General features: G+C 41.7%; 16 protein-coding genes. 7 read left to right on the plus strand and 9 right to left on the minus strand.

Annotated features, from left to right (window positions below):
- Nucleotides 1–111: 111 nt before the first annotated feature.
- Nucleotides 112–1,056, plus strand: a complete 945-nt coding sequence (locus BMW79_RS03205; RefSeq protein WP_089890467.1) for a carotenoid biosynthesis protein — start codon at nt 112–114, stop codon at nt 1,054–1,056.
- Between the two features lie 37 nt (nt 1,057–1,093).
- The gene (cls, locus tag BMW79_RS03210; protein WP_089890470.1) at nt 1,094–2,572 is read left to right on the plus strand and encodes a cardiolipin synthase; all 1,479 of its coding nucleotides are present in this window, start codon (nt 1,094–1,096) and stop codon (nt 2,570–2,572) included.
- Between the two features lie 4 nt (nt 2,573–2,576).
- Here cls and BMW79_RS03215 read toward each other — a convergent pair whose 3' ends face one another.
- From BMW79_RS03215 to ybeY, 5 genes are all read right to left on the minus strand, one after another.
- On the minus strand, nt 2,577–2,990 hold the full coding sequence (locus BMW79_RS03215; RefSeq protein ID WP_089890473.1) for a hypothetical protein: 414 nt from the start codon (nt 2,988–2,990) through the stop codon (nt 2,577–2,579).
- Between the two features lie 114 nt (nt 2,991–3,104).
- A complete protein-coding gene (locus BMW79_RS03220) occupies nt 3,105–4,511 on the minus strand; it encodes an outer membrane beta-barrel protein (RefSeq protein WP_089890476.1) in 1,407 nt (468 codons plus the stop codon).
- Nucleotides 4,504–5,091, minus strand: a complete 588-nt coding sequence (locus tag BMW79_RS03225; RefSeq protein ID WP_218150274.1) for an RNA polymerase sigma factor — start codon at nt 5,089–5,091, stop codon at nt 4,504–4,506. The genes BMW79_RS03220 and BMW79_RS03225 overlap by 8 nt, the downstream gene beginning before the upstream one ends.
- 359 nt (nt 5,092–5,450) lie before the next feature.
- Nucleotides 5,451–7,319: a tRNA uridine-5-carboxymethylaminomethyl(34) synthesis enzyme MnmG gene (gene mnmG, locus BMW79_RS03230; RefSeq protein ID WP_089890479.1), complete on the minus strand. Its 1,869-nt coding sequence runs from the start codon at nt 7,317–7,319 to the stop codon at nt 5,451–5,453.
- A gap of 2,402 nt (nt 7,320–9,721) precedes the next feature.
- Nucleotides 9,722–10,150: an rRNA maturation RNase YbeY gene (gene ybeY / locus BMW79_RS03235; protein ID WP_089890483.1), complete on the minus strand. Its 429-nt coding sequence runs from the start codon at nt 10,148–10,150 to the stop codon at nt 9,722–9,724.
- A 47-nt stretch (nt 10,151–10,197) separates the two neighbouring features.
- On the opposite strand from ybeY, the gene BMW79_RS03240 reads away from it, so the two are divergent.
- Complete coding sequence (locus tag BMW79_RS03240; protein WP_245752363.1) at nt 10,198–10,551, plus strand: FeoA family protein; 354 nt, start codon at nt 10,198–10,200, stop codon at nt 10,549–10,551.
- A 1,673-nt stretch (nt 10,552–12,224) separates the two neighbouring features.
- Here the strand turns inward: BMW79_RS03240 and nadA are convergent.
- Nucleotides 12,225–13,232 (minus strand): quinolinate synthase NadA, encoded by a 1,008-nt coding sequence (gene nadA, locus BMW79_RS03250; protein WP_245752364.1) that lies wholly within the window; start codon nt 13,230–13,232, stop codon nt 12,225–12,227.
- Between the two features lie 766 nt (nt 13,233–13,998).
- Between nadA and BMW79_RS03255 the strand changes: the two genes are divergently transcribed.
- Nucleotides 13,999–16,086 carry a peptidylprolyl isomerase gene (locus BMW79_RS03255; RefSeq protein WP_089890490.1) on the plus strand — a complete coding sequence of 696 codons (2,088 nt, stop codon included), beginning with the start codon at nt 13,999–14,001 and terminating at the stop codon, nt 16,084–16,086.
- 133 nt (nt 16,087–16,219) lie between these two features.
- Nucleotides 16,220–16,726, plus strand: a complete 507-nt coding sequence (locus BMW79_RS03260; protein ID WP_089890493.1) for a DUF2480 family protein — start codon at nt 16,220–16,222, stop codon at nt 16,724–16,726.
- Here the strand turns inward: BMW79_RS03260 and corA are convergent.
- Together corA and BMW79_RS03270 are read right to left on the minus strand one after the other, a co-directional pair.
- Nucleotides 16,723–17,829: a magnesium/cobalt transporter CorA gene (corA, locus tag BMW79_RS03265; protein ID WP_089890495.1), complete on the minus strand. Its 1,107-nt coding sequence runs from the start codon at nt 17,827–17,829 to the stop codon at nt 16,723–16,725. The genes BMW79_RS03260 and corA overlap by 4 nt on opposite strands.
- Before the next feature lie 452 nt (nt 17,830–18,281).
- Nucleotides 18,282–19,541 carry a DUF3472 domain-containing protein gene (locus tag BMW79_RS03270; RefSeq protein WP_177192022.1) on the minus strand — a complete coding sequence of 420 codons (1,260 nt, stop codon included), beginning with the start codon at nt 19,539–19,541 and terminating at the stop codon, nt 18,282–18,284.
- A gap of 274 nt (nt 19,542–19,815) precedes the next feature.
- Between BMW79_RS03270 and BMW79_RS03275 the strand changes: the two genes are divergently transcribed.
- Entirely contained in the window at nt 19,816–20,409 is a 594-nt protein-coding gene (locus tag BMW79_RS03275) for a type 1 glutamine amidotransferase domain-containing protein (RefSeq protein WP_089890501.1), read from the plus strand.
- A 38-nt stretch (nt 20,410–20,447) separates the two neighbouring features.
- On the opposite strand, the gene BMW79_RS03280 is transcribed toward BMW79_RS03275, so the two are convergent.
- On the minus strand, nt 20,448–20,837 hold the full coding sequence (locus BMW79_RS03280; protein WP_245752365.1) for a septal ring lytic transglycosylase RlpA family protein: 390 nt from the start codon (nt 20,835–20,837) through the stop codon (nt 20,448–20,450).
- 148 nt (nt 20,838–20,985) lie between these two features.
- Between BMW79_RS03280 and BMW79_RS03285 the strand changes: the two genes are divergently transcribed.
- Nucleotides 20,986–22,722 (plus strand): thiamine pyrophosphate-dependent enzyme, encoded by a 1,737-nt coding sequence (locus tag BMW79_RS03285; RefSeq protein ID WP_089890504.1) that lies wholly within the window; start codon nt 20,986–20,988, stop codon nt 22,720–22,722.
- Nucleotides 22,723–22,763: the final 41 nt, after the last annotated feature.

The following is a 22,763-nucleotide window of genomic DNA, read 5'->3' on the forward strand; positions in this document are numbered from 1 at the left end:
CAAACAATAGTATTGTCCTGCTTCCGTTGGTAATGGAGGCAGGACTTTTATTTTTCACAAAAATGAAATCGCGCCTGATTCATTATCTTCAACAACTCAAACTACAGGGATATGCTTCCTTTTGCCAATATGCCTTATGGTAATGCACCGGGATATTGTTTTCCTCTGACAGAAATTTGTATGTATGCCCTGCTGTTCATCTGTGGATGGCATGCAATAAAAAAAGGAACCGGGCATATTGCCTGGCTGCTGGGCGCCTTGTGTTTCGGTCTGTTGCTGGAATATGTAAATGTAGCCAGCAACAGTGGTTACGTGTATGGTCAGTTCTGGCTGATGCTGGGCAAGGCTCCTCACAATATCCCCTTCTGTATTGGTTGCGGCTGGGGTGTTATCATTTACACATCCCGTCTGTTCACCGATAATTTTGGACTGCCGGTTTGGGCCGCAGCAGGCCTGGATAGCCTGCTGGCACTCAATATCGATGTTAGTATGGATGTAGTCGCCTATCGCCTGCACATGTGGCACTGGGATTGGGTGGGCAGAGGATATCCCGGAGAAACACTCACCGGTCAATGGTTTGGTGTGCCCTATGCAAATTTCTATGGCTGGTTGCTGGTCGTATTTTTCTATTCCCTTTTTGGACGGTTGCTGGAAAAAACACCGATCTGGAAAGTAGCTGTGCCCATATTGGCGATACTGCTATCTCAGGCTGCACTCTGGATCTCCCTGTTTCCGCTGGCCGACCTGCTGAAACAGTCCTTCGGCATCAGTAGTATGCAAAGGCTGCTGGCACTGCTGATAATACTGTCATCATTAGTGATAATTGGCTTTCTCAGAAAAAGAGCGCCGGTTCGTCATTACTTCCCGTTTGCTGCCTGGGTGGTTCCTTTATGGTTCCACGTGTATTTTCTGGTATGGCTATTCCTGGGTGGTTTCTCCGGAGAAAACCAGCTGATGACTGCATTCTCCATTTTGAATGTTATTATCGGATTGGCCATACATTGGCCAATGCTGATCAAACAGCGTTCTGTAACCATTTTAGCAGAAACGCGTTAATAATATATCTTGTTTACCGCTTAAATAACTCCTGCTGGTGAAAACGCTTATCGGTTATCTTACAGGCTCTGAATGGCATATTTATGTTAAAATAGGTAGTACTGTTTTGCTGATGCTGATCTTCATTGGTCTCATTGCTACTATTCTCCTGGAAAACCGGAACCCGGTAAAAGCTATTGGTTACATCCTCGTGCTGGTATTTATTCCGGTTGTTGGCTTAATTGTATACTACTACCTGGGAAGGGATCTGCGGAAAAAAAGACGGTTCACTTTAAAGGGAAGTAAAGATGAGGTGTTGTTTTCGCAATACTGGGAATCGCAACGACCCCAAATTGAACAAATGCAGATAGAACTGCGCAAACAGTCCGGCAACAAGCAGGAACTGTCCGCGATGTTGTTGAATACACGGCAGTCTATCCTGAGTAAAAACAACAGTGTACAATTACTTATCAATGGAGAGGAAAAATTTCCTGCTGTTTACAGCGCCCTGCAGGCAGCAAAGCATCATATCCACATCGAATATTACATGATTTCGGCCGATGATGTAGGTAATAAAGTAACAGAAATACTGATAGAGAAATTGAAACAGGGCGTGCAGGTACGTTTTCTTTATGATGATATGGGGAGTGACCGCATCGGCGATATTCCCAAACGTCTGAAGGCTCATGGCGCCAGCGTTTACCCATTCTCACCGGTACTGGTGGATTTCTATCTGAATGCCAACTACCGGAATCACCGTAAAATTATTGTTGTCGATGGTAAAGTAGGATTTGTAGGTGGTATTAATCTTGATGAACGCTATATCAACAACGGCAAGCATACTACCTTCTGGCGGGATACGCATCTGAAAATGGAAGGTGACGCCGTTAATATTCTGCAGTTGCAGTTTCTGATGAGTTACCGTTATTGCAGTAAAGAAGTATTTCCTTTTGCAGAACCATTTTTCGGACGTTCCGGCTTAACAGGCACCTGCTTCACAGACATTGTAGCCAGCGGCCCGGATTCAGAATGGCCGGTTGCCATGCAGAGTATCCTGATGGCCATCAATATTGCTAAAAGAAGAATCAGAATCTCCAATCCCTATTTTATTCCCACAGAAGAATTGCTGACAGCACTACAAATGGCAGCGTTGGCGGGTAAAGATGTTCAACTCATACTGCCACTAAAAGGCGATTCTTACATCGTGCAACATGCGGCGCTTTCTTATCTGAAACCCTTACTGGCTGCGGGCGTAAAAATATTTTTCTACACCCGTGGTTTTATCCATGCAAAAACAATGGTTATCGATGATAACCTGGCATGGGTGAGTTCCGTTAATTTCGACAACCGTAGTTTCTACCTGAATTGTGAGATCGGCGCACTGGTCTATGATAATGAGGTAGCGACTAAATTAAACAGGATCTTTGAAGAAGATCTGCTCTACTCAGTTCCTGTACAGGAAACCCGCTGGAACAAACGTAATGTCTTAAAACGGTTTATGGACGCTGTCTGTCGGCTTCTTACGCCACTGTTATAAGTACTTAATTTCTGTCTTCGTCGAAATCGAGAAATTCGCCATTGTCTTCTTCCAGATCTTCGTGTCTGTCGCCACCAATACTGTAAATATTATTTTCCTCATCTTCTTCTCCGATGGCTTCTTCCTCATCATCCAGTTCCGCGCCGGGAATATCCAGATCGTCGCCAACTTTATCCTGGCGCCAGGTTTCTTCCTGTTCATCGCTTTTCTCTGCACGTTGTTTTTTCTCGGGTGGTAACTCACTGTTTCTGCGGAAGGATCCGGTTACTTCGTTGATATCCAGATCAACCTCCTTATCCCTGTTATTTTTACTCATAATATCCTCACTGGCAGGATATTCCGGGTATCCTGGAAACTCCTCTTCTTTCTTCACCGGTTTTTGATTGTCCTGATCTGTTTTATTTTTCTTGGTACTCATAATCAGTTCATTTAGTGTGTAAAAACGCTGAAAATGCCGTGCCACATAAAGCGGCCGGCATCATATAAAAAGATAACAAAGCAGTAGAATGATTGTTTACAGAGATTGCTGGTGCTATTTGCGTTTTTTTCCGACCAGGTTCAGTTGTATGGATAACCCTGCAGAATAAAGCTTTACCTGTCCCAATCCCACCCCATGCAGTGGAATTTTAGCATACGGCTGCACCCCAATGATGAGCCGCTTACCTGCAGGATGCTGGTACAATGCACCTACATTCAGGATCGCCAGATAATGCTGATTTTGGTTTTCCACCGTTTTTTCCCATTCAGGAGAATACTTGTAGATGTACTGATATTTTTCTTTCAGCATAATATAATTTGAAAGCCCCAGCGTGGCGCTGAGGGTATTATTATTTACCTGGAGGAATGTATAGTTGGCATTGATCGGAATATCCAATACATCACAATTTGCATTTACTTTCAGGAGGTCGTAGGAAGTGGGACTGTTTGGATTATTGTAATCTTTATTCGTGGCGCCATACAATTTTTTACTGTATACCACACCTGTTGTTACAAACCAATGTTGATTAAAGTAATAATGGGCCAACACACCAGCGTTAAACCCTACATTACCATAATTAAAAGAGGGCGCAACGTTCAGATCAGGACCCAGTGTAACGCCGAAATAAAGGCCTTTGGAATTAATTTTTCTCCTGACAACTTTTCTCCCGGTATCTGACTCAATCTCTTTATTTAAAGGTATTTCAGCAGGATGCTTTATTTTCGTATATCCATATACGTTATTTACTTTTTTTGTCGGAAGTAAATCAATTGCGGTATAGTTCGAAATAGCGGGACTATCGGAATTTATCCCTGTTTTCTGATTGGGTATTGTGTTGTTATTATTCTCCGCTGTTGTACTTTCGTTGGGTTGCTTTATTGATATTGGAGGAATTGTATTTTTTGTTTTCGCCTCCGGCTGATGACCAACATTTGTTGAAGTCGTTTGCTGATCGCTTGTTGTCCCTGTTTTCGCCTCCGGCTGATGACCAACACTTGTTGAAAACGTTTGCTGATCGCTTGTTGCGCCATTTTTCGCCTCCGGCTGATGATCACTATTTGCCTCAGAAATTTGCCCGGGGATTGCTGTCGTTTTCCCCTCCGGCTGATGATTTAAAGGCTGCTGATCCGTATTTCTCTCTGCTGACTTTTGCTGATTTTCTCCTGCTTTCTGAGTAGCAGAAATGGTGGAATGCTTTGTATCATTTTGTTCCTGTGTGGTTGCCTGATTAGAAATAGTTTCACGTGGAACTGCCTTTTCCTGGGATGCCGGTTGCAGGATCCACCAACCGAGTCCACCCAGTACCGGCACTAAAAACAGCCACCACCACCAGCCTGCCGGACGTTTTTTATTATCGCCGGCATCCAGCAATGATTCCATCTTTGACCAGGCGTCCTGGTCAAAAGGAATATCAGCTTCATTCAGCTTGTTACGGATGCTATTTTCAAAATCTTCACTCATCTTTGTATAAGGGCATATTTATATCTATTCCATCAGTGATGCTCATGGAGGCTTTAATAATTCTTTCTTTCAGTATTTTTTTTGCTTTGAATAAATTTGATTTGGAAGTTCCTTCTGAGATGCGCAACATTCCTGCGATTTCCTGATGTTGGAAACCTTCCATAACATACAGGTTAAAAACAGTTCTGTAAGCCGGAGGCAAAGCCTGCACATGCTTTAACAATTCATCATAGGATAGCTTATCAATTATTTTCTCATCTGTTCCAGGCTCAGCTACCTGGCTGATGTCGTCTGTAAACACCAGCTTTTTCTTCCCTCTTAAAAAATCAATGGCGGTGTTCACCATAATTTTTGCCAGCCATGTTTTAAATGATCTGGTAGTGTCGAAGGTTTCAATGTGTTGAAATATTTTAAGGAATCCGTCATTCATAATTTCAACTGCCTCATCTCTGTTTTGTGCGTATCGTAAACAAATGCTTAATCCATAACTGAAAAAGTTGCGATATAGCGCTTCCTGACTGCTGCGTTCTTTTCTGCAGCAACCGGCAATCAGTTCATTAATATTGTTCAGCTCATACACAAAAAGATTCTTGCCTGCTTTTATATGAAGTGCGTTATTTTTCCTTTCAATAAATCGTCATCGGAAATGACGAAAAAAATCTGCGTTGAAGTTAGATACGGTAGAAAAACAGAAAAGGTTGCCTGCATCACAAAAATAAAGTTCCATTGTCGAAAAACGCATTTTAAGCCGTTTTATTCACCTCACCCTCTTTTTGAATATATACATCCGACTATATCGAAATATTCAAATTTTACCCGCTTTCTGAAGGTCGATTTTTCGCCATTTTCACCTTTTTTACCTGATTTGCCCTTCGGGAAATAAAAAAGCGGGAAAATTGTAAGAACAATTCCCCCGCTTAAAAAAATAATTTCAGACGGCTATCTACCCATATATACCATCAGGATTTGTACATCACTTGGATTTACACCACTTATTCGACTTGCCTGTCCTAAAGTATGTGGACGGATTTTATTAAATTTCTGTCTGGCTTCATTTGATAAAGAAACGAGTTTCGCATAATCGAAATTCGATGGTATTACCAGGTCTTCCAACTGACTCATTTTCTGCACCAGTTCATTTTCTTTTTCTATATACACATCGTACTTGATCTGAATTTCCGCCTGCTCCAGGATGTCTTTACTAAATCCGGAAAGTGCATTTCCTATTTTTTCTACCTGGTCCTTCATTGAAAAAATGTCTAATCCGGGACGCAGTAAAATCTGGTGAGCCTTCTGTTTTTGTGTTAACGGAGCGGAAGATTTTTCCGCCAGTAAACCGCTAATTTCTTCCGGTTCAACAGACAACTCTTTTAATATCTTTTTGATCTGCTCAACACCTTGTCTCTTTTCCTGCACTTTCTGCATTCTTTCCTCGGAAGCTAATCCCATTTTATAACTTCTCTCTGTTAACCGGAGATCAGCATTATCCTGGCGTAACAGGGTTCGGAACTCTGCCCTGGAAGTAAACATACGATAAGGCTCCTCAGTGCCTTTATTGATCAGATCATCTATCAGTACACCAATATACGCCTCACTTCTTTTCAGCACAAAGGGAGCCTCTTCCCGTGCTTTCAGATGGGCATTAATACCAGCCATGATACCCTGGCAGGCAGCCTCTTCATAACCGGTGGTGCCATTTATCTGGCCGGCAAAGAAAAGGTTTTGTACATGCTTGGTTTCAAGAGAAAACTGCAATTGCGTTGGCGGGAAGAAATCGTACTCAATGGCATATCCCGGACGGAACATCCTGCAATTTTCAAATCCAGGAACCAATCGAAGTGCTTTCATTTGTACATCTTCCGGCAGAGAGGTAGAAAATCCATTTACATAGATTTCAACGGTATCCCAACCTTCCGGTTCCACAAATAACTGGTGACGTTCCCTTTCTGCGAATCTGTTTATTTTATCTTCAATGCTGGGGCAATAACGGGGACCTGTTCCCTGGATACGTCCCTGGAACATCGGAGACCTGTCGAACCCTGTACGCAACATTTCATGTACAGCGTCGCTGGTATAAGTGATCCAGCAACTTCTTTGCTGAGCTGGTTTAATTTTTTCTACATCCAGGTAAGAAAAACCAACAATTTCCTCATCACCTTTCTGTTCTTCCATTTTGGAATAATCGAGGCTTCTACCGTCAATACGAGGTGGTGTACCTGTTTTAAGACGATCACTTTCGAAGCCCAGAGATACCAGTTGTTCTGTGATTCCAGTAGCTGCCTTTTCTGCCACCCTGCCTCCGCCAAACTGTTTATCCCCGATATGAATAACGCCATTCAGGAAGGTACCATTGGTAAGTACTACTGCTTTTGCTTGTATTTCATGGCCAAGTCCTGTAATCACACCATGGCAACGTCCATCCTTTACAAGAAGTCCTTTTACCATATCCTGGTAAAAGTCTACGTTGGGCGTTTTCTCTAATGCCTCCCGCCATTTGGCGGCAAAAAGCATCCGGTCATTTTGAGTTCTGGGGCTCCACATTGCAGGCCCTTTGGAACGGTTCAGCATCCGGAATTGAATCATGGATTGATCTGTCACTATTCCGGAATATCCTCCCAGTGCATCTATTTCTCTTACAATTTGTCCTTTCGCAATACCACCCATAGCTGGGTTACAGCTCATTTGAGCAATGGTTTGCATATTCATGGTTACCAATAAAACCTTGGACCCCATATTGGCAGCAGCGGCAGCGGCTTCACAACCAGCGTGTCCTGCACCCACAACAATGATATCGTATGATGGAAACATAATAACTTTAGAAAGTGCAAAATTACGTAGAAGAAGGGAGAATGTATTGATAAAGTCAAATGTTCCACGTGGAACATTTGAATATGATTTATTCTAATGCTGGGCAGTAGGTATTCGGGCGTTAACTTCCCCACCAATGAAAATGATTGTGGTCTGCCTTCCAATATAATATCTCGATCTATTCCACTTTCAAATACAATAAGACCTCTTTAGGGCGGCTTTAAAGTCGCTTCTTTTTGCAGAGAAATGTCCTCTTCCATGTGTTAGGTGATTCCATTTCGACACACAGTCAATGAGGTCACCTCCTGCTATATCGGAATGCTTCCCTTACAGATGAATCCTTTTCAAGTATCAAATAGTCTACTACAATTCTAACTAATCAAACAAACTTTCATAAACAGCCTGCCTATTATCGCCCTTATCCTACAAATACTAAATTCTGCTAAACCCATTCTCCAGCAAAACTTCTTTCCCTTTTATGACCGGCCCCGCTGAAGGTTTAATCACAAATATATTCCCGGTAACATCCAGAACATCTTCCTCTAAATAAAAGGGCCCTCCAGATAAGTCACCTTATTAATAATTGGTCTTTTGAAATGATGCCGTTAAAACCATAAGAAACAACCTCAGCTTCTCTCCCTCCTATACAAAGCTATGATACCTTTCTAACAGCATTTACTAAACTTTGATGACGATAATTCACTACCTGCTTGCTACTTAGTTCTCTTTAGAAAAGCTTCACCCGCAGCTTCACGTTAAGAGTTGAACAAGGTCTCTCTTGATACTATATGTCGACCTAATGAACGATTGCTTTTAGAAATACTATTTTCAATTATTCTCTTTGTCTTTAGCATATGTTACCACCTGAATCATTTCAGATATAATCGAGTTCAGATAATTCTCATAACGTCCAAAAAAATACTAACGTCCAATCTTTATGGCCTCAGTACCCAAATTGTAATACTATTAATAGAAATCATCGCTAGTGAATCATGATGATGGATGAAAGGAGCCTGTACAGCAATAAGTATCCCACCATCCTCTTTAATTGAATACTCACCATGAATCGACTCATCAGAACATGGTGACCTAAAAGACAATAATTACTCTAGGGGTTCTAATCCTGATTCGTCATTTAAATCTATCTCCGCCGAGTATACAATTCCTGCACTAAGCCTCCTAAGCAAAATGGGCTGCTATTTTTCATCTTCTTTAAAAAACGGTACTCGAATCCAAACAATATAAAACAGTATAATGGTGAATTTTGATGGTAGCAGGCTTCTCCTTGTAAATGATTAACAATGCCATCCATAAAAGAAGATATTGCGACCGTTAATGGCGAAATTGCGGTCTGTTAATATTACTTATGCCCGTTCTTTACGTGTAAGGCTTTCGATTAGTTGCTAATTACGTTCTTTCAGAACCTGGTCTCGCCCTGTGAAGGTGACGTTGTAATTGATACTCCACCAATCACATATCTTTGGTATCTAAAGGATATCTGTGCATTGTGGTTAACGGCATTGGCAAAATTAAAGGTCAGCCACAAATCACTTTATATCTTTGATTTACAATCAGGACCTCCAAGGGGATGCCTGACCGTAATCCATCTTTTGAAAAAAATAGGTCCCCAAAGCATTCAAAATGTTCCACGTGAAACATTTATATAGTACTCCCTGCCTTTCATCTTATGTTCCACGTGGAACACTTTGAGATAAAAATACTCTCGGTTATTTCAACCACCAACATGTTTGAATTTATTAGAGAAGGCAGATTCGTTAATCATGAATAAAATGAAGACGAAATAATCTATTCTGTGTCCCTTAAAATTGTTACAACCTAGTTAACAAATTAAAACATAAAAATACCTGGAAGCTACTAACTCCTGAGAAGAGTTTATTACGTGATACGCGGAATTATTTGATTTAAAAACTTATCTATAAAATTGCAGCCACTTCCCAGGCATTCAATAAATCGCAAATTGATTCTATAAGATAGGAGTGTCTGTGATACTAAAAGTGTGCAAATGTCTGTTGATCTTCGTACACAAACAATTTAATCTCCACTTAATATCGCTTATTTAGAAGCAAACTTCTACGGTGAGGGTAGCATCAACAAACTTACCTGCTTTAGCATATGGTAATACATTCCTTTCACCTTACTATCAGGCTCGCTCGTTTCAATAATATAGAAAACTGAGAAACCGCGAATACCCCATTCTCAAACAACAGTGACACAATTTATAAAGATAGAGTTAAACTAATCTCAGCTCCTGTCAGAAGAACTAGCCTGGATAAAATAGAAATGCTAATCATCCTCGCCTTCAAATTTTCAACAAAACCACCCAAAAGCAGAAATGTTCCACGTGGAACATTTCAAAAAATTATTAGATACAGTAAAGTAGACTATAACTCCCCAAAATACTTTTTCAGATACTCATCCTCCTTATTTCTCATTAAAACCTCTTCTTTCTTGCTTTTATCCTTGAAACCGCACAAATGTAGTGCTCCATGAAAAATGACCCGGTGTAACTCCTGGTTCACAGGTACCTTAAATTTTTCAGCGTTCTCCAGAACTCTCTCTATGCTGACATAAATCTCCCCCTCAGTAATGGAAGGATCCTCTCCCATTTCAAAAGTCACAATATCTGTATAAGTATCGTGTTGTAAAAACTGCTTATTAATCTCCAATAAATAGGCATCAGAACAAAAAACATAATGCAAACTCTGTAGTCCTTGCCCCTCAGTTGCAAAAAGATCCGCCAGAAATGATTTCAGTTTCCGTTTCTCCTTCAAATAATCCTTCACTTCGTGCGATGTAAATTGAATAGCCATCTATACCAAAAAATTTTGTGGATGTAAAAGTAAAGTGAAATTTTCGATTGAGCAGACCTTTCTTTTTGCATATTGGCTCTACAGGGGTAACTTTGCCTATCATTCATTGGTATACTTTCCCCATTTTGCCGGTACAAAGTTTAAACAAGATTAATAAGCAGGAAATGAAAAAAGGCATTATTAAATTATCGTCGCTGACAACAGGAAAAAGTGCAGTAATTATAGAATTTGCGAAAGATGATCTTCATATTAAACTGATGGAAATGGGCTGCGTACCAGGTGAAACAGTTAAAATTGAAAAAATTGCGCCTCTGGGAGATCCCATATCAATTATGGTGGCTGGGTACAATTTATCACTCAGAAAAACAGAAGCAGATCATATTTGGGTAGAGGAAATTTAGTTTCCTCTACTTTTTTTACATATTAAGAACCTCATTTTATCCCCAAAATTCAAGAAAAAAAGAAATTTTTTGGCGGAAATCCGTCGATTTCCAGTATTTATTCACATATTTCCTTATTTTTTCCCTGCTTATTTTTTCAAAAAAATTTTTTTAAAATTTCAACCTTCACTTATTCACAATTCACAAGAAAATTTTTAATTTTTTACGACCCATGGCTGCTTTTTCCACATTCGATGGAAAATTCATCTTTAAAAATCTAGCGAAGAGAAAATTCCTGATCGCTATTGCTGATCCCCGCCTCTTTTCTCCTATTCGTTTCCAAAAAATGCTTCCAGGTTTAAAGAAAATACATCCTCCCGCCATAAGTCCATCATCAAAAAAAATATCACAACCTCAGCTCATTCCCAATCACGTAAGAATTCCTTCTACTGATATACCTATCTACTTATAGAAAATTTTAAGCTCTCATTCCCTACCAAAGGAGCTGAGAATCTAATTGATTTATCAGAAATTGAAAAAATAAAGCTTACTCAAAAAATCTTATTCTCAGACGTCTCGCCAGGCTTTGAGAATTAGCTCAAATAGCTTATCGTGAAAACCACACAAGAAACCCCATAAAAATCCGATTCTCAGTGCACTATAAGTCGCTTGAGAATCTTACGCAGCTTAACCAGCTCTATCAGAGCTCATATCTACTCAAAATATTTAATTCTCAGCGGTCTTGATATGTCTCCACAATGCTTCCAAATTACCGCTTCTGGAAATTCCCGGATAAGGCAAAAAATATTGCATTCTCAGGCCATTGGCACAGGGCTGAGAATGTGATAAAATTTGAGAACAAAGGATGAAATCATAATGAAAATAGCATATTCGATTCTCAGCGCACTAGCAATGCGCTGAGAATCGAATCAAATAAAGTCATTCCGGTACACCCCAAAGCATACTCAATTCTCAGTAAACTACAAGCGGCTTGACAGTGAAACAGAATGCGAAACACTGGGGTAACCCCAGTGAAAAGGAAAATATTTAATTCTCAGAGCACTCCTAAAAAATCAATTTGCTTGCCGATAAGAGCCTTGCCGGACGGGTAAAAAGGACAAAATGGAGACCAGTGAAAGCTGCGAATCGGGCTGTCCAATAGCCAATAAAAAGCAAGATAACATGTGAAAATAAAGGCGCTGAGAATCTCATAAAAAGTAGCTCATTGGGGTCGGCCGTGGTTAAAAAATATAACTAATTCTCAGACGCTTTAAAAAAAAGATCCTTACACTCTCATAAAGGAAAAAATCGGGCAGCAGTGAAGAAAAAAGTAAAATATAGGATTCTCAGCCCAACATCAGCACGCTGAGAATTTGATATTCAACGAAATCCCTCACCAACCCAACGGCATTTTTATTTTTCAAATTCTCAGGGCCTTCAAAAACAATTTTAAACCGTTTTTAACATCTTAAACTATTTTCAACGATCACGATATTTGCGATTTTACGGAGAGTTATTCAGTTTTATTACGGATATAGGATTCTCATAGCCTTCATAACACGCTGAGAATTAATCGATTCGTCCCTAAATACGAAGGCCGTGAGAATATCGAATTCTCACGGCCTTCCGTAGTGGGTTCATTTGTTATATGTAAAAAAGTAAATTTAAATAAATTTGAAAATCAGATAGTTATATTAAAGCCCAGCCTGTGCGCTGATTGCTAACATCCTCTCAATTGGCTTTTTAGCGGCTATTCTCAGACTTTCTTCCATTAAAATTTCCGGCTGTTCGTATTCCATACACAGGTACAGTTTCTCAAGCGTATTCAATTTCATGTGTGGACAATCATTACAAGCGCAGGCATTATTCGGCGGAGCCGGAATGAATGTCTTACCCGGATTTTCTTTCTGCATCTGATGAAGAATACCAGTTTCAGTAACAACGATATATTCCTGAGCATCGTCTTTCTGGCTAAACTTCAGTAAACCTGTAGTAGATCCGATATAATCTGCAATAGCCAGAACAGCTGGTTCGCACTCCGGATGCGCTATCACTTTGGCTTTCGGGTGACGGATCTTTAGTTTCGTGATCTTTTCCAGGGAGAAAATCTCATGAACCATGCAGGCACCATTCCATAAAACCATGTCTCTACCCGTTTTTTTGATCAGATATGCCCCTAAATTCCGGTCCGGTGCAAATATGATGGGCTGGTTGTGAGGAACGCTTTCGATGATTTTCTCGGCATTGGAGCTCGTACAAATGATATCGCTGAGCGCCTTGATACCCGCAGAGCAGTTAATGTACGAAATGACAATGTGGTCCGGGTACCGGTCACGGAACTTCTTAAACAGCTCCGGAGGGGCACTGTCGGCCAAGGAACAGCCAGCCTTCAGGTCAGGTAACAGTACTTTCTTCTGCGGACTAAGAATTTTTGCGGTTTCTGCCATAAAATGAACTCCGGCAAAAACAATCATGTCCGCATCAGTTTTAGCGGCCTGTTGGCTGAGCCCCAAACTATCTCCGATGTAATCGGCAATATCCTGGATATCTGGTTCCTGGTAGTAGTGTGCCAGGACGATAGCATTTTTTTTCTTTTTCAAATTTTCTATCGCTGCAAACAAATCCAAAGAGGGATCGACTGATATATCCAAAAATCCGTTGTGTTGCAAATTTTTTTTCGCGTCAGCGATTTCCATAATCATAGCTATATACTTATTTAAATATTTAAAAGAAAAAGCCCACTACTATTAGGGCTGTGAATATGTGGAAATTTAATTTCCGGCTCGTGTACAAATGTAGTTGTTATTCCTTTTTACTACACTTTCCACATGAAATTAACATGCTATTTCCGCGCCAATACTGGATTTTCCTACTTTCATCCACATACGTGGATATCCTCACAAGTGAAAATCTTTTTAGTCAACAGTGTATTAGGAAAATGTTAAAAGAAGACGTTTGCTATCCACATTTCCACGCTTCCTTTTTTAAGGGTAAATTTAACCACAATAACAAAATTAGTTTTACCTGTGAGTAAAGGCACCTTTTCCCACCTTATTTTGCGTTTTACAGGGGTTTTTACACATGCCTTGTGGAAAAAAAGGAGCTGGGAATGAAAACAGCCCAAAATGCATACACGAGTGAATTTGACCTGTTTTATTCACATTTTCTTGTGAATTAAGAAAATCCACTTTTTCACACTTGTGAATAACCCTTTTTAAGATTTTGACACTTAATTTCATTGAAATACCAGCTGTAGACAGCGTTTGAAATTATTAATTCCTTGAAAAAAAAGAAGTTGTGAATAGGCCGTTCTTGTGGAAAACCTGTGAATGTTACATAGTCCACAAAAGTGTTATAAGCATCGCAAACCCTTTACTGTATTGGTTTTCAGGGCGAAAAATACTCTTTTGCAGTTACAGTTATTTTATTCTATTTTTGCTATCCTTAAAAATGTAGACTATATAATATATGTCAGTAATTCAGAAAATCAGGGACAAGTACGCCGTCATGATCGTTGTAGTGATTTGCCTGGCTATTGTTAGTTTCCTGTTGCAGGATGCCTTTTTTGGCAAAAGTTCTCTATCCCGTCGCGATACCAGCGTGGGTAAAGTAAATGGTGAAGATCTCGATTTAGCAGAGTATCAACGTCGTATTCAGGACGCAGAAAACAACGCGCGTCAGCAAATGCCTAATATTGACGATCAAACACGTCAATATATCCGTGAACAGGTTTGGAATGAATTTCTGAATGAACAAATTATGCAGGCTCAATATAAAGTATTGGGTATTAGCGTAACTGAGGCAGAAGTAGTTGACCAGATCAAAGGTAAAAACCCTAACCCGGTGGTAGTTCAACAATTCACCCGGGATGGCCAGTTTGACCGTAATGCCTTACAACAGGCTATTTCACAGGCCAGCACCAACCCACAGATCCGTGAAGGTCTGCACCAGCTGGAAAGCTACATTGCTAAATACCAGGAGCGCCAGAAATATGTTACCCTCGTTAAACAAGGTATCTATTATCCTAAATGGCTCGCTACTCAACAACAGGCAGATAACAGCCAGACAGCTACTATCTCCTATGTGAGTGTTCCTTATGCTACTATCGCTGATTCTACTATTAGGGTGACAGACGCAGAACTGAATCGCTTTATCCAGGACCATAAACAACTGTTTAAAGTAGAAGAGTCCCGCAAAATTGAATATGTATCTTTCGATGCTATTCCTTCTGCCGCTGATTCTACTGCTGCGATCCAGCAGATCATGGCCATGAAACAGGAACTGGACACAACAAAAGATATTGCCGGTTTTATTAACCGTAATTCCGATATTAAATATTACGACGGATATATTTCCAAAAACGAAACAAAAGTTCCAATGAAAGATTCTATCGTGAATCTTCCTGTTGGAACCGTATTCGGACCATATTATGATAACAACCTGATCGTTTTCGCGAAAATGGTAGATCGTAAGAATATGCCCGATAGCGTAAAAGTTCGTCACATCCTCATTGCATCAGGTCCTCAGGGCGGTATACCTGATTCTATCGCGAAGAAACGCGCCGATAGCCTGGAACTCGCTGTAAAAGGCGGAGCCGACTTTAAAGCACTGGTAAGTGAGTTCTCTGATGATCCAGGTAGCAAACAAACCGGTGGTGAATATGATCTGACTCCTTCTTCCCAGTTCGTTCCTGAATTCAAGGACTTCGCTTTCGAAGGTGGCAAAGGCCAGACTAAAGTGGTAAAAACCCAGTTTGGTTACCATGTTATCCAGATTATGGATCAGAAAAATATCGGACCAGCTATTAAAGTAGCTTACCTCGGTAAATCTGTTGAAGCCAGTAAAGAAACCAACAACAATGCGTTTAGCGCTGCCAGCAATTTCGCAGGCAAAAGCAATTCCGCCGCTGCTTTCGAAAAAACAGTACAGGAAGAAAAACTGAACAAAAGAATTGCTGATAACGTTCGTCCTATGGATTTCGTTATCCCCGGTATCGGACAGTCCCGCGACCTGGTACGTTGGGCTTACGAATCCGAACAAGGCAATGTGAGCAAAGTGTTTACATTTGATGATAAATATGTGGTTGCTGTGTTAAGCAGTGTTCGTGCAGAAGGTACTGCTCCACTGGCTGATGTAAGACCACAGGTAGAAGCAGAAGTTAAGAAACATAAGAAAGCAGAACAGATCTTCGCTAAACTGGGAACACCAGCTTCCCTGGATGCTGCAGCGAAATCTACTAATCAGCCAACGCTGAATGCAGAAGGTGTTTCATTTGCTACACCGTTTATCGCTTCTCTTGGTTTTGAACCACGCGTTGCTGGTGCTTCTTTCAACAAAAAATGGGGTACTAACGCTGTTTCTGCACCAATTGAAGGTAACGGAGGCGTATACGTAATCAAGGTAGATAGCTTCCAGCCATCTGCTCAACCAGCTCAGGATATTGCTTCTCAGCAGGCTGCTTACGAACAGGGTGTTAAATCCATGCTGGATCAACAACTGTTTGAAGTGCTGAAAAAGAAAAGCGATGTGAAAGATACCCGTGGTAAATTCTTCTAAACCGCTACATTTTTTACTGACATAAGAGGAAAGGGAAGCAGCAATGCTTCCCTTTCCCGTTTTTAGTCCTTCTCCCGGTTATTCACATTCCTGCCCCGATATTCGTAAATTTGTATCCTTAAATAAGGACAATATGGACGAAATAATAAATAAAGTAGCGCAGAGTGGATTGGAAACCATCGATTTAGAGCAGTTTTACCCGGAAGGAGATATTGTTGTCTTTGATATGAAAGACCACCTGTTTATGGGCCAGATCCTCAAGGAAAAGGATTTCAGAGCATCTCTGCAGTCACACGACTGGGAACAATACCGTGGAAAAAACGTGGGTTTAATATGCTCTGTTGATGCAGTGATTCCTTTATGGGCTTATATGTTAGTGATGACTAACCTGGAACCGGTGGCTGCCTATGCAGCTTTCGGAGACGCCGATTTTATTCACAATACGTTGTATCTGAAAAATCTTGGCCAGATTGACCTGGCTGCTTTCACCGATAAACGGATTGTTATTAAAGGTTGTGGGGATAAACGTGTAGGAGAAATTGCCTATGCTGAAATTACTCGCCTGCTGCGTCCGATCGTAAAAAGTATTATGTATGGCGAACCTTGTTCCACCGTACCGGTATATAAGAAGAAGGGCTAAAACCAGCCCCTCTTTCTGAATATCATAATCATCAATATTAATAATATGCCCATTCCCCCCAGGGTATAATAGTATCCATTCCTGGAAGCCAATTCAGGCATATGTTGAAAATTCATTCCATAGATACCAGCGAGTAGTGTTGGCGGCGCCATCAAAGTAGTTACCACCGCCAACACTTTCATGATTTCATTCATTTTCAGGTTGAGCTGTGTATGATACATTTCCTGTAGGTTCAACACCATGTCGCGGTAGTTATCTGCCAGATCGTTACATTGAATGATATGGTCGTAAACATCTTTATAATACTTTGTTACTTTATCATCCAGTAAATCACTCTCGCTTTTCAGGAATCCATTTACCAATTCCCTTACCGGCGCAATAGCCCGCTTAAATAAAAATACCTGACGCCGCAAATAGTTGATGCGCGCCAATGTACGTGTATTGGGTTGATGCTGCACCAGGTCTTCCATCATTTCAATCCGCTCTCCTAACTTATCCATTACGATGAAGTAGTTATCAACAATGACATCCAGCAGGGAATAACACAGATAATCCGCTCCTCCATTGCGGATCCGGGAGCCTTTCAGCAAAAGCTTTGTCCGCACCGGGTCAAATACATCCCTGGCCGGATCTTCCTGGAAAGAAATCACGAAATTTTTTCCTAATACGATGCTTACCTGCTCCTGGTCTATCGAAGATGTTTCGCTATTGAAATAGATCATGGGAAGCAAACAGAACATCCGGTCATTGATTTCATCCATTTTGGCGCGTTGTCCAACACTGAGAATATCTTCTTCCAGCAATGAATGAATCAGGAATTGCTCACATACCGCATGCACTTCCTCTTTTCTGAGGCCATCTATATTAATCCAGCTCAGTTGAGATGATTCTGCATATTTAAAAGTATCCTCTACTTTGTTGAGTACTAACTCTGCACAAAGATTGACGTTATAATCAAAAACGGTGATCCTCGTATCGGTGGCCGGTTTTCGGGTGGTAACTCCTTCTGCCGGATTGAAGTTCATGATGCGTTGCTTCTTCACCTTAAACGGATTCAGCACCTGTACGACGTCGGGAATAGGCAATTTATTTTTGAAAGCCATATGTAATGGATGTTATCATCATTGAATACCGAATTTAAAGTAAAAATCGCTTAATAGTGAGGGGAATAGCCACTACGCTTAATAATTGTGCCGGTTTGAAAAGGAGTTTTTTGCCCCGCCGGGACCAGAAATTTGTCGTGCGTAGTGAAAAATAAATGCGTAATATCTGTCCTATGGGGTATATAGACTATAATATTTCCAGCAGTTGCTAATTTTATTTATGTAGATAAAAATAATCGCCCGACCGTGTAGACGGCCGGGCGACAAGGATTGTGTATATTTCTTGAACGCTCTGCGAAAAAGAAGTGGTTTCATTAATCCACCAGAGCATTTGAAGATGTGGGTACTGTTAGTGCATTCGGTTCTTTGGGAACATAAAGTGACAGCGACTTCAAAGTCAGTAGCCAGCAGTAGTGAATGATCACAACAAGTTGCTTTCTGAAAACAGGCAATTAGAACTTCGGCAATTCAATCACCGGAGGAGTACCCGTTGCCGGACGTTCAAACTGATCTCCGTATTGCGCGTTAGCGGGCTTAAACCCACTGTTCCAAAGATAAAACCAACCGTTTTCAGCGCCGCCACCGTAATCGAGTCTGTCTTTTGCCTTCGCAGTAGCATCATTGGAGAACTTTGCTTTGGTCAGCTCTATCCATTCGCCAGTATTAGTTTTTATCCAGTGATTACCGAAATAGCCTTTACGTCCGAGGTGACCATTTTCAAAAGAAAAATTCTCCAGGAAGGAGTAAAGATGTCCCATATACTTGCCATCTTTAGGCGCTCTGAAGCTGGCAATCAGCTTCCACTCCTTGTGTTCGGGGACATAGAAATAAGCGGTATAGGTAGTGGTGTTGCCGGTAGGTACACTGTGCATCAGGAAACGATAGGTATTGCCGGCTTTCCAGTTGTATACCCAATGACTGTGGCCACCGGTGCCTTCACCACCAAATCCACTGGCATCTACACTATCGCCTTTGGCGAGCATGACTACCTGATCTTCGTATTTAACTTTGCTACGCTCTTCGGGTTCTCCACCCGCATCCCATACTGAAAAAATGATTCTTCTTTCGGTGGGAGAATTTACCTGCATCCCGAAATATCCTCTATGAAATCCGCATGACATAAAGTAAGTACCAAGTTTATCTTCTCCCTCCGGTACTTTAATTTCTCCATAGAACCATTCTACATTTTTACCTTCCGGCACCGGATAGTTTAAATGCACGGAAGCCGCACGGCGCCATGGTTTGGCGTTATACTGTATATCTTTAACAGCAGTGCCGGAAAGGCTTACTGCTTTCACATCGGCATATACATTTCCTTTTTTCTCTACTCCCTTCAATGACACATAATAGAAGCCCGCTTTTTTAATCGTTGTTTGTAAAACCGGGATGTTTGCAAAATCATTATTGTTTGGAATGATAACTATTTTATCTATTCCGTTTATAGCTACTTTTACTTTGCTTTCTGCATCTGCTTTTGCGAGGAGTGCAATTTTAAGAGTGCCGGGATTGGCTACATGAAAATAGAAATTAACGGTATTGCTGTTACCGGTCCAATGTATTACACCATTGGATTCGCTGATCTCAACATTTTCTTCTACCGGATCAGCATAGGCAGCAAAGCCGGGAAGCTCTACCGCAGGGGCCTGCGCAAAGGCCTGGTCAGCAGCAAAGCAAATAGCCAGCAATGCTGAAAGGAGTGTTTTCTTGTTCATTGTTCCTGATTTGTATGTTAACAAATAAAGCAGCATCTGCCCCCAAATGCAATTCTGCCGGGAAAAAATTACAAACCAATGAGAATACGTCTTCATCCGGTGAGTGCAACGGTATGTGCATATAATTATACAGGCCTCCAAACGTGCTGATCTTTTGAAAAGCAACGTGCGCGCAAATACCTGCAAAAGGAACCGTTTTTGTGGCAGAGAGGGTATTGCCGAGGTATTGATCTGCCGGAGGCATACTATTCCAAAACAACAAAAACTACATTTTATGGAAAACCAGTTAAAAGATAAAAAAGTAGCTATTGTAGTAGCAAATGGATTTGAAGAAGTGGAACTTACCCAACCATTGGAAGCCTTGAAAAATGCAGGTGCAACCGTGGATATTATATCGCCGGAAGAAAAGACGGTGCGGGCCTGGGCGGAGAAAGACTGGGGGAAAGATTATCCGGTAGATAAGAATATCCTGGATGTTGTGGCTTCCGATTATGACGCGCTTGTTTTACCTGGCGGTGTGATGAATCCGGACCACCTGAGAACAAACGATCGTGTAATTGCTTTCGTTACCGGTTTCTTCGACGACGACAAACCTATCGCGGCTATTTGTCATGGTCCCTGGACACTGATTGAAACGGGTGAACTCGATGGTCGTAAAGTGACCTCTTACCCATCATTAAAAACTGATCTTGAAAACGCAGGCGCCTTATGGTCAGATGAAGAAGTGGTGACCGATAAAGGATTGGTTACCAGTCGTACTCCTAAAGATTTGCCGGCTTTTTGTAAGAAGATGATCGAAGAGATTGCAGAAGGCAGGCATTATCAACGCGCCAATGAAAGGAAAGGTGGTGTACACCAATTGGGATAAAAATTATTACAGGAGTGAGTAACCTCACTCCTGTTTTATTATTTCTTTTTCTTCTTTTTGTATTTCACTTCTACATTGGCGACGCCGGTATTCAGCATACCTATTTTGGAAGCAGCTTTACTGGACAGATCGATGATTCGTCCGGCTACAAAAGGTCCCCTGTCGTTGATACGCACCTTCACACTTTTTCCATTGGCAATATTGGTAACAGTAACACGTGTTCCAAATGGTAAAGTTTTATGCGCTGCTGTAAGGCTTCGCTGGTGGAAGGTTTCGCCACTGGCGGTACGTTTTCCGTCGAAAGAGTTGGCGTAATAGGAGGCTTTTCCGGATTCGGTAATTTTCCGGCTACAGGAAGTGGCAACTGTCATTACCACGATAATGAACAGCAATACCCGGTTGCATTGTAAGGGTGCAGGGATACTCATGGCGGATAGCGATTTAGAATGACCTAAAAATAAGGCAATTTTCTGATGCTTTTTAGAGCTGTTACAGGTAATTGATGAATGGCGCTGTCAATGAACAATGTAATACATCAACTGTTTTTATCAGGCACTCACACCAAATAATTTATTTATGGCAAAACTTGTAGCGGATCAATTAGTGGAAATGCTGGTACTTGCCGGTATTAAACGTATTTATGCTGTAACCGGCGATAGTTTGAATCACATCAATGATGCGGTGCGCCGCGATGGAAGGATACAATGGATTCACGTAAGACATGAAGAAGTTGGTGCGTATGCTGCAGGCGCCGAGGCGCAACTAAACGGACTGGCGTGTTGTGCCGGGAGCAGCGGCCCCGGACACGTACACCTGATCAATGGCTTATATGATGCGCATCGTTCAGGCGCGTCTTTGCTGGCCATCGCCTCTACCTGTGCTACCAATGAATTCGGAAGCGATTATTTCCAGGAAACCAATACCATCAAATTATTCGACGATTGTAGTCATTATAACCAGGTGGCTGCCACTGCAGAACAGGCGCCCCGCATGTTGCAGGCTGCGTTGCAGCACGCCGTCCATAAACATGGAGTGGCGGTACTCGGGCTACCGGGCGATGTAGCGGCGTCGGATGCGAAAGATATTCCTACCGCTACCAGGTTATATCACCCCAACCCCGTAATATGCCCATCGCCGGCCGAATTGGCTGAACTGGCTGCGTTATTGAACGGAGGCAAAAAAGTAGCTATCTACTGTGGACTAGGTGCAGTGGAGGCGCATGATGAAGTAGTGGCGCTATCGGAATTATTAAAAGCACCTATTGCCTACACATTTAGGGCTAAGATGGGCATCCAATATAACAACCCCAATGAAGTGGGCATGACCGGACTGCTTGGCCTGGCATCCGCTTATAAAAGTATGCATGAAGCAGAGGTGTTATTACTACTGGGAACGGATTTTCCTTACACGCCCTTTATCCCTGAAAAAGCGAAAATTATCCAGATAGATATTCAGCCGGAACGGTTGGGCCGGAGAGCCTCCCTGGAAATGGGACTTTGCGGCGATGTGCAGGATACCCTGAAGGCATTGTTACCATTACTGAAAGAACATAAAGACCGTGATTTCCTGGATTCTATGGTGGCGTTTTACAAGGAGGTGCAAAAGAAAATGCAGACCTATGTGGAAGATACTGGTAAGGAAAACGCCATCAGTCCGGAGTTTGTAGCATCTACCCTCAATAAAATAGCAGCAGACAACGCCATTTTCACGGTGGATACCGGCATGACGAATGTGTGGACAGCCCGCTACCTGGAAGGTACCGGCAAACGTACTTTACTTGGATCTTTTAATCATGGATCGATGGCCAATGCCATGCCGCAGGCCATAGGTGCTGCGCTGGCCCAACCCGGCCGGGAAGTATATGCACTATGCGGAGATGGTGGATTGACGATGTTATTGGGGGATCTGATGACCATTAAGCAATATCATCTTCCGGTAAAAGTAATTGTGTTTAATAACCGTGCTCTTGGTATGGTGAAGCTTGAAATGGAAGTTGCCGGTTTACCCGACTGGCAAACGAATATGGAAAATCCAGATTTTGCAGCAGTGGCTGTTGCCATGGGTTTTACCGCTTTCACGATCCGTAAGCCGGAAGAGGTAGAAGCTACGTTATTGCAGGCGAATAAAACAGAAGGCCCGGTGCTGGTGAACATCTTTACCAATCCTGAATCGCTGGCGATGCCACCAAAAGTGGAATTTGCCCAGATGAAAGGATTTGCGCTCTGGATGGGTAAACTGATTTTAGGAGGCAGGTATGAAGATGTGTTTGATGCAGTAAAATCGAATTACAAACACCTGAAAGATGTGTTATAAAATGAAGTTTACGGGGAGATGTGATTAGCCACATCTCCCCG

This window comes from Chitinophaga arvensicola (assembly GCF_900110835.1).
GTDB classification, from domain to species: Bacteria; Bacteroidota; Bacteroidia; order Chitinophagales; family Chitinophagaceae; genus Chitinophaga; species Chitinophaga arvensicola.